This window comes from Streptomyces sp. NPDC048297 (assembly GCF_043201585.1).
In the GTDB taxonomy this organism is placed as follows: domain Bacteria; phylum Actinomycetota; class Actinomycetes; order Streptomycetales; family Streptomycetaceae; genus Streptomyces.
In genome coordinates, this window is the sequence record NZ_JBICZA010000044.1 from 14,596 (window position 1) to 33,377 (window position 18,782).

The window sequence follows — 18,782 nt, forward strand, 5'->3', positions numbered from 1 at the left end:
AAGTTCGCGATTTATGAGTTCGCGGAGTTCCTCGACGCTCTGCGGCCTCCGCTTCGGATCAGCGTGCGTAGCGATTCGAGTGATGTTCCTCCACGGTCCTGGGTCCGGAAGATTTCAAGTCCAGTGAGACGGTCGTGACGCTATGAGGTTTGTGGTGCGGGTTCCCTACGCTTGGCTGGGTCGTTGATCCATGCCTGCTGGGGTATCCGGGGTGGTCGGGGGCGGCGGCCGAAGCGTTCGGGGTGGCGGGCGTATGCCTCGGCGAGGGTGACAGCCCGCTGGTCGCGGACCTCCTCGGCGGTGCCGAAGTGTACGCTGGCGGGTGTGTGCCAGCCGTTGCCCGAATGCCGGTGCTCGTGGTTGTAGTACGCGATGAACGCGTCGAACCACTCGCGGGCATGGGCCAGCGAATCGAACCGTTCGGGGTAGTCGGACACGTACTTCGTGGTCTTGAAGTGGGCCTCGCTGTAGGGGTTGTCGTTGGAAACCTTCGGCCGTGAGTGCGACCGTGTGACGCCGAGATCGATCAACAGCTGGGAGACCTTCTTGGAGGTCATCGAGGTGCCGCGGTCGGCGTGCACGGTCTCGGGCACGATGCCGTTGCGGGCGATGGCCTCGCGAATCAACTCCTCGGCCCGCTGGGCCGATTCGGCCGCCTCGACGGTGTGGCCGACGATGTAGCGGCTGAAGATGTCGATGATGACGTAGGCGTGATACCAGACGCCCTTGACGGGGCCGGCTGCCTTGGTGATGTCCCAGGTGAACACCTGCGTGGGCCCGGTGGCGACCAGCTCGGGCACCGTGTTCGCCGGGTGCGTGGCCTGGCGGCGGCGTTCGCCGGACTGCCCCCTTTCTCGCAGGATCCGGTACATCGTGGAGATGGAGCAGTGGTAGCGCCCGGCATCCAGCTCGCGGGCCCAGGTCTGCGCGGGCGGCAGCTCGGCGTACTCGACGCTGTTCATCAGCTCCAGGACCGCAGCCCGTTCTTCGGCCGTCAGGGCCGAGGGCTGGACCTGCGGCGAGCGGCGTCTGCCCGGTGGCGAGGGACGCAGCCGGCGGTAGTGGGTGGCCCGGGAGCGACCGGTCAGCCGGCAGGCCGCCGTGATGCCCAGCTTGCCCTCGATGCCAGCGAACGCGTCGGCGGCCCCGGGTCGGCGGCAGCCTTCAGTCCGCGCCCTCGGAGATCATTTCCAAGAGCGCGGAAGCCTTTCCCATGACTTCCAACGCGGCCTTGTTCCGGGCCAGTTCCTTCCCGAGCCGTTCCACCTGGCGGCGCAGCTTCTCGTTCTCCGCCTCTGCGGCGGACTTCTTCGGCCTCGCCGGACTGGTGCGCTTGCCGACCAGCTTTTCCAGGGCCCCGGCATCCCGCGCGGCCCGCCATTCCTTGACGTGCGAGTGGTAGAGGCGCTCGCGGCGCAGGACCGCGCCCTTCTCGTTCTTGGGCGCGGCGTCGTACTCGGTCACGATCCGCAGCTTGTACTCGGGGCTGAAGAAACGGCACTTCGGTCGGGGAGCCGGATCGGATCCGACGGGGTTGGTGCTGGTCATGAGGGGGTGGTTCTCCTGTCGTGCCCTCTCAGGCTAATACTCCGGCTGTAGATCGTGATCTTCATGCTTCAGCGGCTTGCCGCTGGTAATGGCCAGCCTTGGATCGGGCCTGGTGTCGGCGTCGCCAGTCGGACCAGCGGAGCCAGTGGGCTGCATCGTGGGTGGGCCGGATGACGAGAGTGATAAACAGGCGCTGAATCTCGTTACAGGTGAGCGGTATGAGGCTGCTGTTCGGTACCGGTTGGCGGTCGTGCTCCTCGGCCCGGACGACAGCGAGGAAGACGTGGGCCAGCATGGCGAGGGTGACCCAGCGGGACCAGGACGCGTAGCGGCGCACCTGGTGCTCGTCCAGAGCGGCCAAGCCCTTTCCGGACTGGAAGAACTCCTCCACCCGCCACCTTGAGCCAGCCACCCGCACCAGTTCGGTCAGCGGCACGGCGGTGGGCGCATAGCAGCGGTAGTAGGCGAGCTCGCCGCTGCTGCGGTTGCGGCGGATCAGCAGTTGTCGGCTCCCTGGCCGGGAGTCGGCGAGGTCGATGACCGCCCAGTCGTAGTAGCGGAGGCCCTTCGCCCCGGCTCCGGCCGACAGCTTCTGCCAGCCCCGCTTGGGCACCTTCTTGACCAGGGTATCGGCGCGGAACTTCCCGGCAACGGTGGCGACTTCGTGCGAACGGGCCACCGCGAGAACGTAGCCGGTCCCTCGCTCCTCCAGCACACTGCGGAGTTTCGGGTTGCCGCCGTAGACCTCGTCGCCCGCTACCCATGAGGCCTTGTGGCCAGCGTCGAGGAACCGGGCGACCATGCGCGCGGCCAGTTCCGGTTTGGTGGTGAAAGAGGCGTCCCCGCCGAGCCCGGCGTCACGGCAGCGGCCTGGGTCGGAGGTCCAGGAGCGTGGGACGTACAACTCCCGGTCCACTGCGGCGTGCCCGCGCCGACTGGCATAGACCATGTAGACAGCGACCTGGGCATTTTCGATCCGGCCGGCGGTGCCCGTGTACTGACGTTGGACCCCGACCGTGCCGGTGCCCTTTTTCACGTCCCCGGTCTCGTCGACGACCAGCACCGCCTGCTCGTCGTACAGGTGCTCCACCACGTAGCCCCGTACATCGTCACGCACTGCGTCGGCATCCCATTTGGCCCGGCTGAGCAGGTGGTGCATGGCGTCCGGAGTGGACTCCCCGACCCATTCGGCGATCGTCCAGCAGTTCTTGCGCGGGAGATCCGACAGGAGGCCAAGCATCAACCGCTTGACTCGCCGCCGCGGCTCCACACGTGTGAAACGGCCCGCGATCCGGTCCATCAGGCCCTCGAATGCGTTCCGCCATCGGGCCGGGTCTACGCTGTGACCTGCGGCCACCGCTTGATCGTTCGTTGTCTTCACAAGCCACGATGATCACCGGTGGCTGCAGTCGTCCCGCCGGGTCCAGACGTCGGGACTGCACGGTGACAGCCGAGACGTCAGGCCATCCAGCAGTACAGGCCGTGGCCCCGCCCGTCGGCGGTGCGGGCCAGGTCCGCCAGATCACTCAGGAGTTCCCCCACCATCTCGGGGTCGAAAGCCTCGCCCTCGGCAGCCCGTTCCTGGATCCACAGTTTGCCGACCTCGGCAAGGCGATCAGTCGAAGCAGCGGTCAGCGCCCCTTGGAGCGCGTCCGAGACGACGAACAGCAGTGGGCCGCCCTCTTCTCCGGGGTCAGCAACCGTATGCGGCTCATCGGATGCGACGAGCGCCTCGAAGCTCTGTCCGGTGAGCAGGCTCTCCCACTCGATCACCGCCTCGGAGGCATCGAAGTTGCCGCAGGTCAGTGACCCGAAGACTCCGTCCGGCCCGCTGTCCACGGAGCTCGCTGCTGAGGTGTCGTCAGGGGCGATGAAGAACTTGATGATGATGCTCACCCGTGCATGGTGCCTGCTCAGACCGCCTCGGGAGAGCACGAACCCGGACAGCCCTGCCGAAGCCATCAAGATCACGATCTACAGCCGGAGTACTAACCCGACGAAGCGGGGCGTCTCACCCAAGGCTGACAGAGATGGGGTCAGGCAGGAGCTGCACGTTCGTCTGCGGATATTTGCCTGTCAATGCCCACGCAATGAGCCTTTCCCAGTAATGAATCACGACGTTGTGTGATCGTTCAGATGGTGCGGGCGTACTCGATCACCGACAGCCCGGCCGAGGGCTGCTCAACGCCTAGCGAAGCTCGTTGATGGCGTCCTCAAGCAGGTGGAACCGCACGCGTTCTTGTTCGAGTCGCTCGTTCGGGCCGAAGTCGCCGCCCACGAGGCTGCCATATACATCGGCTTCATCCGGCGTGAGTGTGCGGAGCGGCCGGTAGGTGGGCGCATCTCCCTTCACCCCGCCCGCGGTGCTCCAGGAGAGTGGGCCGGTTCATCAGGATCGACTGCGCGTGCGCACAGGTCCGGCGCAGCCGGTTAAGGATGGCAAAGCAGCCATTGCCGCTTGACTGTCGATTCGTCAACCCCCTCCCGGCTACTCGAATCTCCCGCATGCGAGTCCGGCAACCCTGTGCGACATGCGGCCCGTTAGCTTGCTTTTACTAACCGCGCCAATAGAGTGCGCGTTCGCCTCTGCCCGATAGGAACAGGGGTGCACCCCGTCACTCGAAGGGGCACACCTAGCCGATAATCGTGGCGCTCTCCTGACTCCCGGCGCCAACATGCTTCGTGTTCCTAACGCGCCATTGCGGAACGGGTGTTGGCCAACCGGTCGACGTACGGCCGCGCCACCCGAAGGGCCTCAGCCATGCTTTCATCCCCCGAACCTGACCGCTCTTCCGAAGAATCCGCCAGGGAGAAGCGACAAAAGGATCGGGAACTGGCCGAAGCGGAGATCAAGTTGGCACGCCGCAAGCGGATGAAGGATCGCCTGCGGATCCTTCAGATCGTGTTCACGCTGGTCGCAGCCCTGACGGGCAACCCAGTCTACCGATGGGCAGCCAGGGGAATCCAGTGGGTCATGGAACTCATCCGGGACTCCAAATGATGTGAGGTAGGACATGAGCGAGAGCAACTTCAACGGTCCGTTCCCGGTTCCGGTTTCTCGGGAGAAGCAAGAGGCATGGATCAAGGCCGTACTGGCGACCGAGGGGGCGAATCTTCCCCGTGGCGCACTGGAGAACATTGCCCCCTTCATCGTTGATCCCGACGACACCTTGAGCGAGCCCAACGCCCACGGCGTACGCATGCTCAAGGCAAACGCGGTCCGACGCATCCATACAGACGCCGGTGACATGGTCGTCGCCGTCGTACGCATGCACGGCGTCGGTGGGGTGCAATGGGGCCACAACGAGCGGATCAGCTCCATCTGGCGCTCCGTCGCGGATCCGACCGTCGGCCGGGAGACAGAGAGAACCTTGACTTCGGTCCGGGCATGGGTGGGAGTCGACGACACTGGACACGAGACGTGTTTCGCCGCACTGGAAAGCGTCGTGACCAACCGGCGCACGTTGATCATGAATGCCGAGGACGCGGCGGACGAGCTGAAGAGGCGGGACCGCGTCCGCCCATACGACCTTGAGGAAGACCTCGTCCTCAACGGACAACAAGACCCCGGAATGTACGTCCCTCAGCAAGTGAGGATCGAGGAGAACCCGGAGAGGGACTCTGACGGCAACCCCCTTTACCCGGATGCTTATTGGGGATGGATGGCAGTTCGAGGGAATAATCGAACACAGAAACGGCAATCGATTTTCCGTTTGACATCCAGTGAAGTGCTGGCCGGCGTCCCGGCAGAGAAGCTCGAACGGGAGGGGGAAGAGATCATCTGCGACCCCCGTGACTGGCTCCCGGAATTCTCCGCCGTACTCAACAGAGAGTTCGCGGAAACGGGCGACGGCGAACTCGATCCGACGAGCGGCTCACGGGCACGACGCGCTGCCGCCATCGCCGTGGTGGACGCACATCTGGTAATCGGCACACCCACTCCGCAGCGGCTCTACCGCATCGTACAGATGAACAACCGGCGAGATCACGTCCACCCGCCGCTGGAGTTCGACGCCCTCGACCGCTCACGCGCGCTGGGACGGAGCGTTCTCGGAATGTACGTGGAGCAACAGGTCATGGACGAGAAGACGGCGGAGGTCCTTTCCGGGCTCACGCCGATCCGTGAACTCCCGGATGCGTCGGTGGACATGACGGTCTCCGAGCTGCGAGACCTGCGCTCCATGCGGTTGTTGCAGGAACTGTTTCCAGTGGATCCGCGCAAACGTCATCTGCTGCGGCGCGCGCTCAGCGAGAACCCGCCGTCCCAGCTCAAGTCGGGAGAGATCAACCAGCGGGCCCGCACATGGTCCGCGCTGACCTCAGAGAGCTACCCAGCACCGTGGAACCCCCGCGTGGGTCAGGTTTTCTCCACCCGGGCCAGGGAGGGAATCGTCCTCTCCGGGCGCAGGCTGCCTGAACTACTCTCCGCCGCGGACACCGATGACGACGCCTTCGACGAACTAGTGTCCTATAGGGCGGCGCACTGGCTGGCCTCCTTCGGCATCATCGAGGCCGACCGGGGCTCGCTCGACGGCCAGGAAGCGATCGGCGACGGAGGGGAACGGATTCGCCGATCCCGCAGGACCGTCATGAACTGCCTGCAGGCCCTGCGGTACGAGAAGAGCCGGCTGATGGCAGTCGGCGTACTCAAGTCGCTGGCCGCGGCCATGGACGACGGAGACCGGCGGCCCTGGCGCGTCAGCGGCTCCGGCAAGGAAATGACAGGGAGGGAGATGACACCGCTCTGGTTCGATAACGAATTCCCGAAGGACACGGGTACCCGGCCCCGCAAGACCGAAGCGGCTGCACCGCCGTCGCTCACCGCACTGACGGCGTCTACGCCCCTCCCGTCACCTATGCTGCCCGCGCTCTCCCCCCCGACACCAACGCCCGCACCCGTGGCATCAGCGCCCACGCAACCCCTCGCGCCACCGCCCGCCCCTGCCATCCCGGCCCAATCCGAAGCGCCTGACACCGATACGCCGGACGACGCCGACAGGTCAGCCGCCTCTCCGGATGAACCCTTCACCGTCGAGGCCCTGGTGACCCGGGTCGAGGAACAGGTCCGTGGCCTGCACACGGCCTCCGCCGAAATCGGCGAACTCCTAAGCCACCTCGCGGAACAGGGCCGCGCGGAGTCCGTCCCCAAACCCATCAGCCGGCAGCGGGCCGATACGACCGTGCGCCTCCTCAACCAGACGCTATCCAAGCTACGCAGGCTGCCTGAGCTCATGGAGGAGATGACGGAACCCATCTGACGCGTTGTTGGCGGGCCAACCCTGCGTGGCCAATCATGCGTCGATCCAGCCCGGGACCCGGTCCGCACCACCCCATAGGTGTGATCGCCCGCCAAACCGGCTGACCTTCATTGACATGGTGCTTCCACGCTCAACTAACCCTGCCTGGCCCCAGGAAGCGGCCAGCTCCGGGTACCTACCCAACCGACCCTGCGTACCGCCTGTCCGCACTCTCCGAGCTCCGCAGCTGCGTACGTTTGAAAGTGCCCCAGCCTGGAGGAAGCGTCCAAGGCGTTGGGGCGCTCGAAGGCGAAGGGCTACGACCTGGTTTGCCAAGGAAGGTTTCCGTGCCGTGTGCTCCGCATCGGCCGCAGCACCCGCATCGTCACCGCCTCCCTGCTCCGCGTGCTCGACAGCGGCGAGCCCGAGTACAACAGGGCGTCCAGTACGAGCCCTATCCCGTCTTGCCCAGCCGCACGACGAAGCCCCGCCGGAATGATCACTGGAATCCGCCGACCAGCGGGGCTCCGCATTGCCTGTTCTGTCACTTGCCTGTCACGAACACCATCGAGGCACCGGGACCGCAGTGCCCTCACCTGTACAAACAGCACCACTTTGGACCACGTGGACGCCAGAAGACGCTTCCGCCTACATGTGCCACGTGGTGCCCAGCGAGGGGCCCAGGATCAGGACGGGAGCATCTTCTGGCCCGTCAAAGCGGTATTGCAGGGTGTTCGGTGGTGTCTCGCTCACCTGCCTGAGCCTCTCATCTGTCACGAGATGTCACATCGCCGGGGTGAACGTAGTGGGCTTTGCCCCGCTCCCGGACTGCTTCTCTTTGACCACGGTCTCCAGGCGGTTCGCGTTGCGGCGTCAAGTGTCGTGGCATGGATGAGGTTTGGCGTGACTCACCTGGAAACCTTCCGGAATCCCGCCCAACAGCAGCTTGAGCACCGCACGGTGAACACTCGGTAGAAGGCTTGGCCGTAGCCGCATGCTCTCAGTCACTACCACTGGTCCACACCAGCAAGCGGACCCCCTGGCCTATTCTGAGGCTGGCTCCCGAGCCGGCTATCTCGATGTCCAGCAGTATCTGCTCACTAAGGAGAACCCGGCCCCATGACCACCGCCCGCACCCCAGTCCCTACCGGTGCCGCGAACCGCCTCGCCGTCCTCGCGGAGGACGCGCTCGGCGGGCCTCTGCCGGTGCGGCTGCGTACCTGGGACGGCAGCGAGAGTGGCCCCGCCGGCGCCCCCGTGGTCGTCGTGCGCTCCCGCCGTGCACTACGCCGCCTGCTGTGGCAACCCGGCGAACTCGGCCTCGCCCAGGCGTACGTCACGGGCGAGATCGACGTGGAGGGCGACCTGGCCCAGGGGCTGCGTGCCATGTGGGCCGCCGTGCGGGAGCGAGGCCTGCATGCTCCTCGGCTGTCCCCGGCCGACTGGACCCGCGTGATCGCTGAGGCGGTGCGGCTCGGCGCCGTCGGCCCGCGCCCGCCCGCGCCCGCGACCCAGGCACGGCTGCGCGGCGGCCTGCACAGCAAGGCCCGCGACCGGGCGGCCATCAGCCACCACTACGACCTGTCCAACGACTTCTACCGTCTGCTGCTCGACGAGACGATGGCCTACTCCTGCGGCTACTGGACCAGCGAGGAGCCCGAGGCCTCCCCGGCCGACGCGCAGCGCGCCAAGCTGGAGCTGATCTGCCGCAAGCTCGGCCTCGCACCCGGTGCCCGCCTCCTGGACATCGGCTGCGGCTGGGGCTCGCTCACCTTATATGCCGCGCAGGAGCACAAGACACAGGTCACCGCCGTCACCCTGGCCCGTGAGCAGGCCGCATACGTGCGGGAGCAAGTGCGCGAGCGAGGGCTGGAGGACCGGGTGGAGGTGGTGTGCCAGGACTACCGGGACATCACGGGCTCCGCCTACGACGCCGTCGCCACCGTCGAGATGGGCGAGCACGTCGGAGACGAGGAATACCCCGCTTTCGCCGCCGCCCTGCACCGGCTGGTCCGCCCACGCGGGCGGGTGCTGGTCCAGCAGATGTCCCGCGGTGCGACCGCACCGGGCGGCGGCGCGTTCATCGAGGCGTACATCGCCCCGGATATGCACATGCGGCCGGTGGGCGAAACCGTCGGCCTGCTGGAAGCCGCCGGCCTCGAGGTCCGGTCGGTGGAGTCGCTGCGCGAACACTACGCGCGCACCATCAACGCCTGGCACCGCACGCTGGAGGAACACTGGGCAGAGTTCGTCCGGTTGGTCGGCGAGGAGACGGCCCGGGTGTGGCGGCTGTACCTGATAGGCGGCGCCCTGGCCTTCGAGGAGCGGCGCATGGGGGTGGACCAGTTCCTCGCCGTGCGCCCGACGGCCACAGGTGACAGTGGCCTGACCGGGGCGGAAGCGGCCAGCTGGTACGGGCACCTGGCGCAGCGGTGAATGCGGCATTCGCCTGGGGTGATTTCGCTGCCAACCTTGGATGGGCGGCAGTGACCGCCCTGATGGTCATGCTGGGCACATTCGCCATCGCCGTCAATCTGGACATGCACCGTGTCGCTGACATTGCCTGGGGGCCGGCCTTCGCCGCAGTGGCCGCGGTGACCTTCGGTCTCTCGGTGGGCCAGGGCAACACGGGCAGACGTCTGCTGGTCACCTTTCTGACCGTCATATGGGGGCTGCGGCTCGCGGTGCACATCTCCCGGCGGGGCCGCGGCCACGGTGAGGACCCGCGCTATGCGGCGTTGCTGGCCCGCGCGCGGGGCAACCGGAACCTGTACGCCCTGCGGATAATCTATCTGTTGCAGGGGGCCCTGGTGTGGCTGGTGTCCCTGCCGGTGCAGGCCGCCCAGTACACGTCCCGGCCACTGTCCGCCCTGGCCTTCGCCGGCACGGCCGTCTGGGCTTTCGGTCTGTTCTTCGAGGCCGTCGGCGACGCCCAGCTGGCCCGCTTCAAGGCGGACCCGGCCAACCGGGGCCGCATCATGGAGCGGGGTCTGTGGCGGCTGACCCGGCACCCCAACTACTTCGGAGACTTCCTTATCTGGTGGGGGCTGTTCCTCGTCGCATGCGACGGCGGATGGCAGGCCACCGTCGTGTCCGTCATCTCACCGCTGGTGATGAGCGTTCTGCTGATCAAGGGGAGCGGGAAACGACTCCTGGAACGGCACATGGCCGGCCGCCCCGGGTGGGACGCGTACGCGGCCCGCACCAGCGGCTTCTTCCCCCGGCGGCCACGCCGAGGCTGATAGCCGCGTGGGGTGCCCCGCCGACGGGTGGGGCACCCCACGCGGACCCTCACGCCGGCACGCCGAGCAGGGCGACCGGCGTCGAGGTCGGCTGCTTCGATCCACCGGTCGGCCCCACCGTCATGCCGACCCCGGAGGCACAGATCGGGAGGATGAGGATCCAGATGGCCGTGCCGCGCTCGGGCCGGTAGTGGGGGGCTGTACGCCACACCTCCACCAGCGCCTCCCCGGACTGCGCCTGATCACGCAAAACGGCCCAGGCGACCCCGAGGACGGAGCGGATCCTTGTCGTCGGTGAACACGGTTACCGGTCCGTCCGGAAACACCGGCTCCGGCTGCTTGCGGCGACCAGGGCGCGCAGCGGGTCGTGACCAGTGGGCGGGTTCTCACCTCGCGCTGAACTCCGATCCGGTGGATCGCTCGATCAGGCGAGGGCGGCGACCAGCAGGGTGAAGGCGGCGATGATGACGGCGACGCGGACGTAGTGGAAGCGGTCCCAGCGGTTCATCTGCTCCTTCCAGTCGTCGGGCCGGTTCTCGGGGGTCCACGTCTTGCCCCGGTTGTTGATCGGGACGAGCAGCAGGATCGACATGACCACGCTGAGGATCAGCAGCGCGCCGGCGGTGACGACGAGACCGGCGCCGGGGCGGTGCCGTCCGGCGATGGCCCAGACGGCGACGAGGACGAGCGAGGTGATGTACCAGACCGGCATCACGGCGCCGAGCATCCGGCCCCCGTGGGCGCGGCCGAGCTGGCCGCTGTCCTCGGGAAGGGCGTCGAAGATTCGGTTCATGACGAAGGCGACGGAGAACTCCACCCCCACCATCACACCGACGACCACAGTGGTGAACACCTCGAGTGCGTTGAGCATGATGACCCCTCCAGAGATCTAGCGGCGCTAGATGATGAGGCAACGCTAGCGCTGCCGCCGCTCGTATGTCTAGCGGTGCTAGCATCGCGTCATGTCGGTACAGGAACGCAAGCAGCGCGAACGGGCGGACCGCGAGCGCCTCATCGTGGCGACAGCCCGCGAACTCGCCGAGCAGCAGGGCTGGGACGCGGTCACCACCCGCCGGCTCGCCGAGCGCATCGAGTACAGCCAGCCCGTCCTCTACAGCCACTTCCGCGGCAAGCGCGAGATCATCGGCGCCGTCGCCCTCGAAGGCGCCGCCGAGATGGCCGCCGCACTGCGGGCCGCGACCTCCGCCGCGGACGGACCTCGCTCCCGCGTCACCGCCCTCGCCCGCACCTACCTCGGCTTCGCCACGCGCAACCCGGCGGTCTACGACGCCATGTTCGAGCTCGACGGCGGCCTGGCCTTCGCGGACGAGGACACCCCGCAACCGCTGAAGGACGCCTTCGCCGCCCTGCTGGAAACCCTCGACGAGGTCGCCGGGGACGGTGTCCACCCGGGGCTGTTCACCGAGGTGTTCTGGGCGGCCCTGCACGGGCTGGCCACCCTGACCCGAGCGGGACGGCTGCCGCCGGGGGACACCGAGTCGAGGGTGCAACTGCTGGTGGACCGGCTCGCCGTCGTCTGACCACCCCGGAAGCCCCCGGCGCTCACAGGTCAGTCACAGGCCGGTCACAGGTCGCTCGCGGTGTCCAGGCCGGTCAGGGCGCCGATCGGGTCGAGGTCGGGGGTGCTGCGCGGCCACCAGTCGTCGTGGCCGGGGTCGGACTCGTAGGCGTACCAGAGGCCGTCCCGGCCCAGGCGGAGCTGGACGTGACCGCGGGGGTGGGTGAGGTGGTTGCGCCAGGGGCGGAAGGCCGGCAGGTCGGCGGCGAGCAGGAGCGGGCGGGCGCGGTCGAAGCGGCCCGCCGGCGGGTCCCACGGTTCCTCCAGGACGGTCAGGCCGGCGAGGCCGCCCTGCCGCCAGGCGGCGACCGCGCGCGCCAGGTCGGCCGTGGTGCGGCCGGTGGCCGTGGCGAGCGTGGCGTACAGGGTGCGGGTGGTGGCGGTCAGACCGGAGCCGGGGCGGGCGGCGGCAAGGCGCACCGCGTCCTGCCACAGCGTCAGCTCGCCGACCGGGTCGCGGCCAGTGGTGAGGAGGGCGTGCGCGCGGGCGGCGGCGTCCGTCGCGAGCTGGTCGAGCGCGAAGGGGTCCGGGCCGCCCGGCGCCGCCGGGTACACCGGGGGCTGCTCGGGGTGCGGTGGTGCGGGCAACGGCAGGGGAAGGGGCGGTAGTTGGCGGGGCGTCAGGGCTTGTGAGGCCCGGATGCCCGGGAGCGCGCCCGGCTGCCCTTCCTGGGCGGCGCGGGCCGCGCGGGCGGCGCTGCGCCGGGACAGCGCGTCGAGCAGTTGTCGCTCGCCCCGGCCGCGCAGCAGGAGCAGCACGAAGGGGTCGGCGTCGAGCAGGCGTGCCGTCTGGTAGCAGAGGGCGGCCGCGTGCTTGCAGGGGTGGCCCGAGTCGGGGCAGCTGCAGTGCGGGTCGAGGTCGCCGGGGCCGGGCAGCAGGGGCACGCCGCAGTCGGCCAGGGACTGGGGCAACTCCTTGTCCAGCAGCGCCGCGATGTGCCCCGGCCGGTCGGCGGCCGTGTCGAGGAACCGCTCCCAGTCCGCGTCCTCCAGTGTCCGCAACCGCACCTGCACCCGGTACGGCCGCGGCCTGCTCCCCCGCACGTACGCCAGCACGAGCCCGGGGGTCACCGTGATCGAGTCGACGTTGCCCCCGTCCGCGTAACCACGCCCCCGGCCCAGCCGCTTGGCGTCCAACGCCCCCTGCTCCAGCGCCTCGACCCAGGCGTTTCCCCACCAGCTCTCGGCGAAGACGGCGCCGGCGCCCTCCGCGAAGGCCTGCCTCGCCCGGAACGCCGGGAAGGTGCGGCGCAGTTCGGTGTCACGGTGGGGGGTGGCCATGGTGGCGGGTACGTGGGGAGGGGCGGGTACGTGGGGAAGGGCGGGTGCGGGGGCCGGACTGACGCCTCCGGGTGCGGTGGATGCGCGGACGCCGGGCGCCGGGGCCTTGGTGCCGGGTTCCCGGGTGGAGGCCGGAGAGTGGGGCGCCATCCGGGTGGTGGCGTCCGCGAAGGTACCGGCGTCGCGCGTGTCGGCCTCGCCCCTGTCGGCCTCGCCCCTGTCGCCGAGGCCCTCCGGGCTGTCGGTCCCGGACGGCATGCGGAAGGCGGTGGCGAGGAACTGCCGCATGTCGTGGGCCGCTTGGGAGCGAGGGGTCCGGGATTCCTCCCCGGGGTGGGCGGCGGCAGGACGTGCCCCGGTGCGGCGCGAGCGCCTGTCGTCCGGCTTCGCAGCCTCTGACTCGGCGAGGAGCGCTTGCCTGCGGGCCGCGCGCAACGCCTCACGGGCGACGTCCCCCGGTCGGCTTCCGGCCGAGGGCGCTTCGCCGGCCGACGGCTCGGGGCGGATGCCGGGGCCGGAGGTGTCATCGGTCGAGGTGCGGACTGCCTCGGTGGGGGATCCGTCGGACGTGGACGTACGGATGTCCTGCTGCCCGCGCGGTCGCCCATCGGCAGCGTCGTCCGCCATCGACTCGTCCGCCTCGGACTCGTCCGCCTTGGACTCGTCCGCCGTCGGCCCGTCCGCCAACGACTCGTCCTCCCGGCCGGTCGCCGCCCCGCCGACAGCCCCCACTGCCCTCTCCGCCCCCGCCGCTCCCGAGGTCCCCGCCGCCCCCGCAGTCCCGGCCGTCCTCGGCCCGTCCACGTCGGCCTCGTCCCGCCGCGCCGAACGCGCCGCCACCGCCGCTCGCAGAGCTTCCCTTGCCACCGCGCCGGACCCGGACTTCACCTCGGCAGGGCAGGCCGCCGACTGCTCGGCGCTGTCCGCCTCGCGGTCCGTCTCCGCTCGTTCCCGGGCGGCCCGCAGGGCGCGGCGGGCGGCGTCGGCGGGGCGGGGGGTTCCGGTGGTCACGGGGTCCTCCGCAGGGAGACCAGGTCGGACAGCTCGCGGTCGGTCAGTTCGGTGAGGGCGGACTCCCCGGAGCCGAGGACGGCGTCGGCGAGGGCGCGCTTGGATTCCAGCATCTCGGCGATGCGGTCCTCCACCGTGCCCTCGGTGACCAGGCGGTGGACCTGGACGGGCTGGGTCTGGCCGATGCGGTAGGCGCGGTCGGTGGCCTGTTCCTCGACGGCCGGGTTCCACCAGCGGTCGAAGTGGACGACGTGGCCGGCGCGGGTGAGGTTGAGGCCGGTGCCGGCCGCCTTGAGGGAGAGGACGAGGACCGGAGTCTCGCCGTTCTGGAAGCGGTCCACCATGCGTTCGCGCTCCAGCACCGGTGTGCCGCCGTGCAGGAGGTCCACGGGGATCGCGCGTGCGGACAGGTGGGCGGTGATGAGGCGGGCCATGCCGACGTACTGGGTGAAGACGAGCGCGGAGCCGTCCTCGGCGAGGACGGTGTCCAACAGCTCGTCCAGCAGGGCGAGTTTGCCGGAACGGGCGGCAAGCCGGTCGGGGCTGGCCGCCTCCTTGAGGTACAGCGCCGGGTGGTCGCAGATCTGCTTGAGGGCGCCGAGGAGCTTGAGGACGAGGCCCCGTCGGGCGATGCCCTCGGCGGTCTCGATGGCCAGCATCGACTCGCGCACCGTCGCCTCGTACAGCGCGGCCTGTTCCCGGGTGAGCGGGACGGGGTGGTCGGTCTCGGTCTTGGGCGGCAGTTCGGGGACGATGCCGGGGTCGGACTTCTTGCGGCGCAGCAGGAAGGGCCGGACCAGGCGGGACAGACGCTCCACCGCCTCGGGGTCCTCACCGTTCTCCACCGCGCGGGCGTGCCGGGCGCGGAAGGAGGTGAGGGGGCCGAGGAGTCCGGGGGTGGTCCAGTCGAGCAGGGCCCACAGTTCGGAGAGGTTGTTCTCGACCGGGGTGCCGGTGAGGGCCACGCGCGCGGGGGCGGGGATGGTGCGCAGCGCCTTGGCGGTCGCGGAGTACGGGTTCTTCACGTGCTGTGCCTCGTCGGCGACGACCATGCCCCAGGGCTGCTCGGCGAGGTGCGCGGCGGCGGAGCGCATGGTGCCGTAGGTGGTGAGGACGAAACCGCCGGCCAGATCGTCCAGGGTGCGGTCCTGGCCGTGGAAGCGGCGGACGGGGACGCCGGGGGCGAACCGGGTGATCTCCCGCTGCCAGTTGCCGAGCAGGGAGGCGGGGCAGATCACGAGGGTCGGCTCGGTGCGGGCCCGCTTCAGGTGCAGGGCGATGAGGGTGATCGTCTTGCCGAGGCCCATGTCGTCGGCGAGGCAGCCGCCGAGGCCGAGGGAGGTCATGAGGTCGAGCCAGGCCAGGCCGCGGAGTTGGTAGTCGCGGAGGGTGGCGGCGAGTCCGGCGGGGGGTTCGGCGGGGCGCGGTCCGGCCGTGAGGCGGTCGCGCAGTGCGGCGAGCGCGCCGACGGGGACGGCCTCGACGCGCTCGCCGTCGACCTCGGCGGTGCCGGTGAGTGCGACGGACAGCGCGTCGACCGGGTCGAGCAGGCCCAGTTCGCGTTTGCGGGCCTTGCGGACGAGGGCCGGGTCGACCAGGACCCAGTGGTCGCGGAGCCGTACGACCGGGCGGTGGGCCTCGGCGAGTTCGTCCATCTCGGCCTCGCTGAGCGGATCCCCGCCGATCGCCAGCTGCCAGCGGAACCGGAGCAGTTCCCCGGTCTCGAAGAAGCCGGTGCCGTCGGTCGCCGAGCCGGGAGCGGGCCGTACCACCGCGGTGGCGGTGAGGTCGCGGGCGAGGTCCCGGGGCCAGTGCACGGCGACGCCGGTGGCGGCGAGCCGGGAGGCCGCCGCACCGAGCAGGTCGCCCAGTTCGTCCTCGGACAGGGCGAGGACGTCGGGGACGTCGTGTTCGGCGAGCCGGTCCAGGGGCGGCCACACGCGGGCCGCGCGCCGGACGGCGAGGGCGGCGTCCACGCGCGCGCGGGGGCCGAAGGCCGTGCCGGCCTCGCCCGCCCACAGGTCGGCCGCGTCGGTCACCAGGGTCGGGTCGGCGAGGCTGTGCACCTGCACGATCGCCGCGCCCGCGGCGCGCGCGCCCTCGCCGGCTCCCGCGTCGAAGATGTCGTGCGCGGACAGGTCGAGGCGCAGCGAGATCCGCACGCCCGCGTCCATGCCGGCGGCGACCTCGGCCGCCCAGTCGTGGGCGCCGGGCAGCACCTGGGCCGCGCGGGCGGCGAAGGGACGGCCGCAGGTGTGGAGGGCGGCGGGGGTGCGGGGCAGGGTGTCGGCGACCGCGTCCAGGAAGGAGCGGACCAGCGCTTCCGGCTCGGGCAGCCGCAGTGGTCCGGGATCCGGCAGGGGCACGGCGTGGCCCTCCGGGGGCAGGGCCGCGGCCACCGCGCGCAGGTGGGCGATGTCGTCGGGTTCCAGCGGGCCGGCGCGCCAGGCGTCGTGGCCGCTCGGGGTGAGGCCGGGCAGCAGCCGGCCCCGCGCGACCAGTCGCAGCGCGTGCAGCGCGGCGGCGCCCCAGCAGGCCGTGGCCGGGTGGGCGGCCGGGTCGCGCCGGGCTTGGACCAGGAGCGGCAGGGCGTCGGCGAGGGGCAGGGTCAGCGCGGGCACCTGCCGTCGGCGCACGGTCGCGCCCTGGCGTCGTACGACGGTCAGCTCGTCGAGGGCGGTTTCGTCGAGGCCGGTGCCGGCGGGCAGCGGGCCGCCGTCGGGGTCCCAGAAGGCGATGCGGCCGTGGCGCGGGAGGGGCGCGGGAAGGTAGACGGACGCGAGCCGGACCGGAACGGGACCCGGAAACGGGCCGGAGCCCTCCGTGCGTTCGGCCACCGCGGCCGTGCCCTCGCTCATACGTCCTGCCACCTCCCGCCCGTGTTTCGGATCAGACGTCTTCGACTGTACGGGCGGGGTCTGACAATCGGCTCCGGACACTGGTGAGGGCCAGGTGGCGCAAGGGCAGAAGGCCCTACCGACTCGGTCACGACCGCCCGGTCACGGCCGACTCGGTCACGACCGCCCGGTCACGCCCGACCCCTGTCACGGCCGGCTCGGTCACGGCACGGTGCGGGAGACGACGTACACCGTCGGGTAGACGGGGTCGGCCGTGTTCACGACCACGTCCTGGGTGGGCGCGGGGTTCTTCTGCTTGTGGGTGAGGCCCGACCAGGCGCCGGGGCCGGTGAAGTCCCAGCCGGTGACCTCGCGGTCGCGGGCGCCGATGGTGATGTGGTCCTTCTTCAGCTGGTCCCGGCGCACGCCCATGGCGCCCAGGAAGCTGTCCAGACCGGCGTCGGTGGTGCGGAACTGCACGTACAGGCGGCTGGTGCGCCAGTTGTTGGTCTCGTAGGAGGCGAGGGAGTCGGCGGGGTGCGGGACCGCGACCTGGTAGAGGCGGCGCTGCACCTTCGACGGCCAGCCCGGGGTGAGACCGGTGGCCGCGTACTTGTCCTCCTTGGCCTTGCCGCTCTCGCGGCTCTGGTCGGCGGAGATGTTCAGGTAGAAGGCCGGGATGCCGATGAGCAGCACGATGATCAGCAGGGTGATGGTCCTGCGCACGATCTTGTGGCGGCCGCCCTCGGGCGCGGAGCCCTGTCCGTCCGGGGCCGTGGCCTGGCGGGGAAGTGTCGTCGTCATACGGTGTCCCGGTCGGCGTCCCGGTCCCGGCGGGCCTGTGTGTACCGCTCGTAGCGTTCGTACCGCTCCACCCGGCGCCGCTTGGCGCGGCGGAAGCGGCGGGCGACCAGCCGGGCGAGGTCGGCGGCGCCGACCATGCCGGCCTCGGGGCCGAGCTGGGCGCGGGTGATGCGGGCCTCGGGGCGGTAGCCGCGTCCGGTGAGATGGCGCTTGAAGGCGTCCCGGGCCGGGCCGATGAGCAGGTCGTCGGCTGCGCTGACGCCACCGCCGATCACGAAGCAGGACGGGTCGAGGGCCGCCGCGAGGTTGGCGATGCCGACGCCGAGCCACTGGCCGATGTCCTGGAGCAGCTCGATGCACATGGCGTCGCCGTCGCGCGCCAGCTCGGTGATCATCGGGCCGGTGATGTCGCCGATGTTGCCCTTGACGTGCTCGATGATCCCGTAGGCCACCGGCGAGTCGGCGGCGGCCAGTTCCCTGGCCTCGCGGACGAGGGCGTTGCCGGAGCTGTACTGCTCCCAGCAGCCGCGGTTGCCGCACGGGCAGCGGTGTCCGCCGGGGACGACCTGCATATGGCCGAACTCGCCGGCGACGCCGTACTTGCCGCGCTTGACCTGGCCGTCCTCAAGGATGGCACCGCCGATTCCGGTGCCGAGCGTGATCATGACGAGGTGGTCCTCGCCGCGTCCCGCGCCGAAGCGCCACTCCGCCCAGGCGGCGGTGTTCGCGTCGTTGTCCACGAGGACCGGTACGGACAGGCGGCCGGCGAGGCGGTCGCGCAGCGGCTCGTTGCGCCAGGACAGGTGGGGTGCGAACAGGACGCGGTTGCGGTCGGCGTCGACCCAGCCGGCGGCGCCGATGCCGACGGCGTGGACGTCGTGCCGGTCGGAGAGGTCGAGGACCAGCTCGACGATGGTGTCCTCGACGACCCTGGGGCTCTTGGACTTGTCGGGGGTCTCCGTGCGGAGCTTCTCCAGGATGTTGCCGTCGGCGTCCACGACACCCGCCATGACCTTGGTGCCGCCGATGTCGATCCCGACCGTGGGCACGCGGGGTGCGGTCAGGTGGGATCGGCGTTCCCGGGTGCCGACGGTCCGCAGGACCGGGGCTCGGCGGGAGCCGATGGGGGCGGTGAGGTCGCGGTAGGTGCTCATCGGGCTCGATTCTGCCTCACCGCGGGTAAGGGTGCGGTCGGAGAAGGGGGCGGGGTGCGCGCGTATTGCCGACCGCGGGTGCGCGGGGG

The 18,782-nt window shown here is 70.2% G+C and carries 16 protein-coding genes and 1 pseudogene; 5 read left to right on the forward strand and 12 right to left on the reverse strand.

All coding sequences use genetic code 11. The features are described 5' to 3' along the window. Positions 1–140: 140 nt before the first annotated feature. From ACGFYV_RS33310 to ACGFYV_RS33335, 6 genes are all read right to left on the reverse strand, one after another. A complete protein-coding gene (locus ACGFYV_RS33310; protein ID WP_393882283.1) occupies positions 141–1,124 on the reverse strand; it encodes an IS3 family transposase in 984 nt (327 codons plus the stop codon). 40 nt (positions 1,125–1,164) lie between these two features. Then, positions 1,165–1,548 carry a hypothetical protein gene (locus ACGFYV_RS33315; protein ID WP_393882256.1) on the reverse strand — a complete coding sequence of 128 codons (384 nt, stop codon included), beginning with the start codon at positions 1,546–1,548 and terminating at the stop codon, positions 1,165–1,167. A gap of 61 nt (positions 1,549–1,609) precedes the next feature. Beyond that, positions 1,610–2,848, reverse strand: a complete 1,239-nt coding sequence (locus tag ACGFYV_RS33320; protein ID WP_393882284.1) for an IS701 family transposase — start codon at positions 2,846–2,848, stop codon at positions 1,610–1,612. Between the two features lie 158 nt (positions 2,849–3,006). Then, positions 3,007–3,444: a hypothetical protein gene (locus tag ACGFYV_RS33325; protein WP_393882257.1), complete on the reverse strand. Its 438-nt coding sequence runs from the start codon at positions 3,442–3,444 to the stop codon at positions 3,007–3,009. 292 nt (positions 3,445–3,736) lie between these two features. Continuing rightward, positions 3,737–3,901 (reverse strand): Wadjet anti-phage system protein JetD domain-containing protein, encoded by a 165-nt coding sequence (locus tag ACGFYV_RS33330; RefSeq protein ID WP_393882258.1) that lies wholly within the window; start codon positions 3,899–3,901, stop codon positions 3,737–3,739. Continuing rightward, positions 3,849–4,055 (reverse strand): Wadjet anti-phage system protein JetD domain-containing protein, encoded by a 207-nt coding sequence (locus ACGFYV_RS33335; RefSeq protein WP_393882259.1) that lies wholly within the window; start codon positions 4,053–4,055, stop codon positions 3,849–3,851. The genes ACGFYV_RS33330 and ACGFYV_RS33335 overlap by 53 nt, the downstream gene beginning before the upstream one ends. A gap of 254 nt (positions 4,056–4,309) precedes the next feature. On the opposite strand from ACGFYV_RS33335, the gene ACGFYV_RS33340 reads away from it, so the two are divergent. The 4 genes from ACGFYV_RS33340 to ACGFYV_RS33355 all read left to right on the forward strand — a co-directional run bounded on the left by ACGFYV_RS33340 (position 4,310) and on the right by ACGFYV_RS33355 (position 10,027). Further along, positions 4,310–4,549 carry a hypothetical protein gene (locus ACGFYV_RS33340; RefSeq protein WP_393882260.1) on the forward strand — a complete coding sequence of 80 codons (240 nt, stop codon included), beginning with the start codon at positions 4,310–4,312 and terminating at the stop codon, positions 4,547–4,549. Positions 4,550–4,562: 13 nt separating this feature from the next. Continuing rightward, entirely contained in the window at positions 4,563–6,806 is a 2,244-nt protein-coding gene (locus ACGFYV_RS33345) for a hypothetical protein (RefSeq protein WP_393882261.1), read from the forward strand. A gap of 1,098 nt (positions 6,807–7,904) precedes the next feature. Further along, positions 7,905–9,221, forward strand: a complete 1,317-nt coding sequence (locus tag ACGFYV_RS33350; protein WP_393882262.1) for a class I SAM-dependent methyltransferase — start codon at positions 7,905–7,907, stop codon at positions 9,219–9,221. A 62-nt stretch (positions 9,222–9,283) separates the two neighbouring features. Further along, positions 9,284–10,027 carry a DUF1295 domain-containing protein gene (locus ACGFYV_RS33355; protein WP_393882285.1) on the forward strand — a complete coding sequence of 248 codons (744 nt, stop codon included), beginning with the start codon at positions 9,284–9,286 and terminating at the stop codon, positions 10,025–10,027. 148 nt (positions 10,028–10,175) lie between these two features. Here ACGFYV_RS33355 and ACGFYV_RS33360 read toward each other — a convergent pair. Beyond that, positions 10,176–10,310: pseudogene (locus ACGFYV_RS33360) on the reverse strand (RNA polymerase subunit sigma); the annotation flags it as partial. A 141-nt stretch (positions 10,311–10,451) separates the two neighbouring features. Then, complete coding sequence (locus ACGFYV_RS33365) at positions 10,452–10,898, reverse strand: anthrone oxygenase family protein (RefSeq protein WP_393882263.1); 447 nt, start codon at positions 10,896–10,898, stop codon at positions 10,452–10,454. A gap of 91 nt (positions 10,899–10,989) precedes the next feature. On the opposite strand from ACGFYV_RS33365, the gene ACGFYV_RS33370 reads away from it, so the two are divergent. After that, on the forward strand, positions 10,990–11,568 hold the full coding sequence (locus ACGFYV_RS33370; protein WP_393882264.1) for a TetR/AcrR family transcriptional regulator: 579 nt from the start codon (positions 10,990–10,992) through the stop codon (positions 11,566–11,568). Between the two features lie 44 nt (positions 11,569–11,612). Here the strand turns inward: ACGFYV_RS33370 and ACGFYV_RS33375 are convergent, their stop codons facing one another. The 4 genes from ACGFYV_RS33375 to ACGFYV_RS33390 all read right to left on the reverse strand — a co-directional run bounded on the left by ACGFYV_RS33375 (position 11,613) and on the right by ACGFYV_RS33390 (position 18,693). Further along, positions 11,613–13,898 carry an SWIM zinc finger family protein gene (locus ACGFYV_RS33375; protein WP_393882265.1) on the reverse strand — a complete coding sequence of 762 codons (2,286 nt, stop codon included), beginning with the start codon at positions 13,896–13,898 and terminating at the stop codon, positions 11,613–11,615. Beyond that, on the reverse strand, positions 13,895–16,756 hold the full coding sequence (locus ACGFYV_RS33380) for a DEAD/DEAH box helicase (protein WP_393882266.1): 2,862 nt from the start codon (positions 16,754–16,756) through the stop codon (positions 13,895–13,897). The genes ACGFYV_RS33375 and ACGFYV_RS33380 overlap by 4 nt, the downstream gene beginning before the upstream one ends. 201 nt (positions 16,757–16,957) lie before the next feature. Beyond that, entirely contained in the window at positions 16,958–17,539 is a 582-nt protein-coding gene (locus ACGFYV_RS33385; protein ID WP_393882267.1) for a sugar kinase, read from the reverse strand. After that, positions 17,536–18,693: an ROK family glucokinase gene (locus ACGFYV_RS33390; RefSeq protein ID WP_393882268.1), complete on the reverse strand. Its 1,158-nt coding sequence runs from the start codon at positions 18,691–18,693 to the stop codon at positions 17,536–17,538. Before ACGFYV_RS33390 ends, ACGFYV_RS33385 begins: the two co-directional genes overlap by 4 nt. Positions 18,694–18,782: the final 89 nt, after the last annotated feature.